Origin of the sequence: Streptomyces sp. NRRL WC-3549 (assembly GCF_000721935.1) — a bacterium.
In the GTDB taxonomy this organism is placed as follows: Bacteria; Actinomycetota; Actinomycetes; order Streptomycetales; family Streptomycetaceae; genus Streptomyces.
In genome coordinates this window covers 71,805-74,296 of the sequence record NZ_KL585403.1, presented here as the reverse complement: position 1 = coordinate 74,296, position 2,492 = coordinate 71,805, and the positions used below count along the sequence as shown (strand labels likewise).

Annotated in this window: 2 protein-coding genes and 1 pseudogene; all 3 read right to left on the bottom strand. The window is 74.3% G+C overall.

Going from position 1 to position 2,492, the window contains the following annotated elements:
• Positions 1 to 154 precede the first annotated feature (154 nt).
• Positions 155 to 424: an aldehyde dehydrogenase family protein gene (locus tag IH13_RS45550; protein WP_267883855.1), complete on the bottom strand. Its 270-nt coding sequence runs from the start codon at positions 422 to 424 to the stop codon at positions 155 to 157.
• 106 nt (positions 425 to 530) lie between these two features.
• Positions 531 to 1,580, bottom strand: a pseudogene (locus IH13_RS37760) (aldehyde dehydrogenase family protein); the annotation flags it as partial.
• 271 nt (positions 1,581 to 1,851) lie between these two features.
• Positions 1,852 to 2,492, bottom strand: a 641-nt coding sequence (locus tag IH13_RS0117695; RefSeq protein WP_031085564.1) for a TIM-barrel domain-containing protein, incomplete at its 5' end; no start/stop codon positions are given.

Sequence of the window (2,492 nt, the reverse complement as noted above, 5' to 3'; positions counted from 1 at the left end):
GTCGTCCGTCATGCCCCGCCGCGGGCTCCGGGACGACGGGTGTCGGCGAGCGGTCGTCCGGGGGCCGTCGCGGCAACGGCGGAGGCGGGGCGTACGGTCGGCGTCCGCCGGCGCACGGTCGGCGGACGCCCGGTCCGGGGGCACGGCTCCAGGGTCAGCCGGCGAACCAGCGCTGGGGGCGCGGGTTGAGGTTCTGGTAGATGTGCTTGGACTCGCGGTACTCCGCCAGCCCGGTGGGGCCGAGCTCGCGTCCCGTACCGGACTTGCCGAAGCCGCCCCACTCGGCCTGCGGGAGGTACGGGTGGTAGTCGTTGATCCAGACGGTGCCGTGCCGCAGCCGTGCCGCGACCCGCCGGGCGCGGCCCGCGTCGGTGGTCCAGACGGCACCGGCCAGGCCGTAGTCCGTGTCGTTGGCGAGCCGCACGGCCTCCTCCTCGGTTCGGAACGGGCCGTACGTCCGAGGGCTCGGGGCGGGCGCCTCCCGAGCGGACGACGGCGCCCTCCGCGCGGGCGGAGGCGACGTACGCCTCGACCTTGGCGAGCTGCTGCGCGGAGACGAGCGGGCCGCACTCGACGCCGTCCACGGTGCCCCGTCCGAGGCGGATGGCGTCGGCGCGGCGGGCGAGCTCGGTGACGAAGCGCTCGCGGACGGACTCCTCGACGATGAGGCGGGCACCGGCGGAGCAGACCTGGCCGCTGTGGAAGAACGCGGCGTTCAGGGCCTGGTCGACGGCGGTGTCGAAGTCCGCGTCGGTGGCGCAGGCGTCGGCGAAGACCACGTTGGGGTTCTTGCCGCCGAGTTCCAGGGCGACCTTCTTGACGGTGGGAGCCGCCGCCTGCGCCACCTTCGTACCGCTGGCGAGGCCGCCGGTGAAGGAGACGAGGTCCACGTCGGGGTGTGCGGAGAGCCGGGCGCCGACGGGGTCCCCCGCCCCGGTGACGAGGTTGGCCGCTCCGTCGGGGAGTCCGGCCTCGGCGAGCAGCCGGATCAGGTGGACGGTGGACAGCGGGGTGACCTCGCTGGGCTTGAGTACGAAGGTGTTGCCCGCGGCGAGGGCCGGGGCGATCTTCCAACTCGCCTGGAGCAGCGGGTAGTTCCACGGTGTGATGAGGGCGCAGACACCGACCGGTTCGTGGACGACGATGCTGTGCACGTCGGGGTCCCCGGCGTCCACGACCCGGCCGCCGCTCTCGTTCGTCACGAGGTCGGCGAAGTAGCGGAAGGCGGCGGTGACGTCGTCGACGTCGACGCGCCCTTCCTCCAGGGTCTTGCCGGTGTCGCGGCTCTCGGTGACCGCGATCTCCTCGCGGTCCCGCTGGAGCAGCTCGGCGACCCGGCGCAGCAGTCCGGCGCGCGCGGCGACCGGCCGGGGGGCCAGGGGCCGTCGTCGAAGGCCCGGCGGGTCGGTGTCCTCGGTGCCGCCTTCGGCGACCAGCGCCAGGACGGTGGCGTCGGCGGGGTCGAGGATCTCGCGCGTCGCCCCGGAGGCGGCGGGCAGCCAGGCGCCGTCGATGTGGACGGTTTCGAGCGCCGCGACGGGAGCCGACACCTCTGGGGCCGATGAGCGGGGAGCCGACATGTCGTGGTCTGCCTTCCGTGCCTGAATTGCTCCGCACCGGTCCGGCCGAGCACTGTGACGAGCCGGTGGGCCGCGGGTCGGCGCGCACCGGCAGCAGGGACATCTCTCCGGTTCCCCGAGATGTATGCCGATGACTTCACGCCGAGTGACACGCCTCACGTCACACCTCACCCCGGACGCCTCAACCCGGACACTTCACCCGGACGCGGAACGGCCCGCCGACTGACCCCGGTGGACGGGATCACCCGGCGGGCCGTCGGACGTGCTCCGGTCAGGCGGCGGTCACGCTGCCCGCGCCCTCCCCCGCCGCCCCGGTCTCCTCCACGACGACGCGGTAGGTGCGAGCGGTGCCCTGCGCCGTGACCCGCGCGCCCGCGGCGTCCCGTACGACGTGGAAGGCCGCCGCCGCGGCCCCGGTGAGGTCCGGGACGGTGACGGTGCGCTCGCCGGTGGACGTGCCGAAGACCCGCAGGGTGAGGCCGGCCAGCCAGTCGCCGTCCGGCCGCCGGGCGTCGGCGCCCCAGGGCAGTACGGCACCGTCCCGCACCAGCAGGGGCAGGCTGTCGAAGCCGTGGGTCTCGTGGCGCCAGGCGGGGCCGGTGACGCTCTCGCCGGTGAGCAGGGAGGTCCAGGTGCCCTCGGGGACGTAGTACTCGACCTCGCCGTCCTCGGTGAAGACCGGGGCGACCAGGAGGTCGGGGCCGAGCATGTACTGCCGGTCCAGGGTGCGGGTGGCGGGGTCGCCGGGGAACTCGGCCAGCATGGGACGCATCATCGGGACGCCCGTACGGTGCGCCTCGGCGGCCACCCCGTACAGGTAGGGCATCAGCCGGTGCTTGAGCAGGGTGAACTCCCGGGCCACGTCCACCGCTTCCTCACCGAACTCCCACGGCACCCGGTAGGAGACGTTGC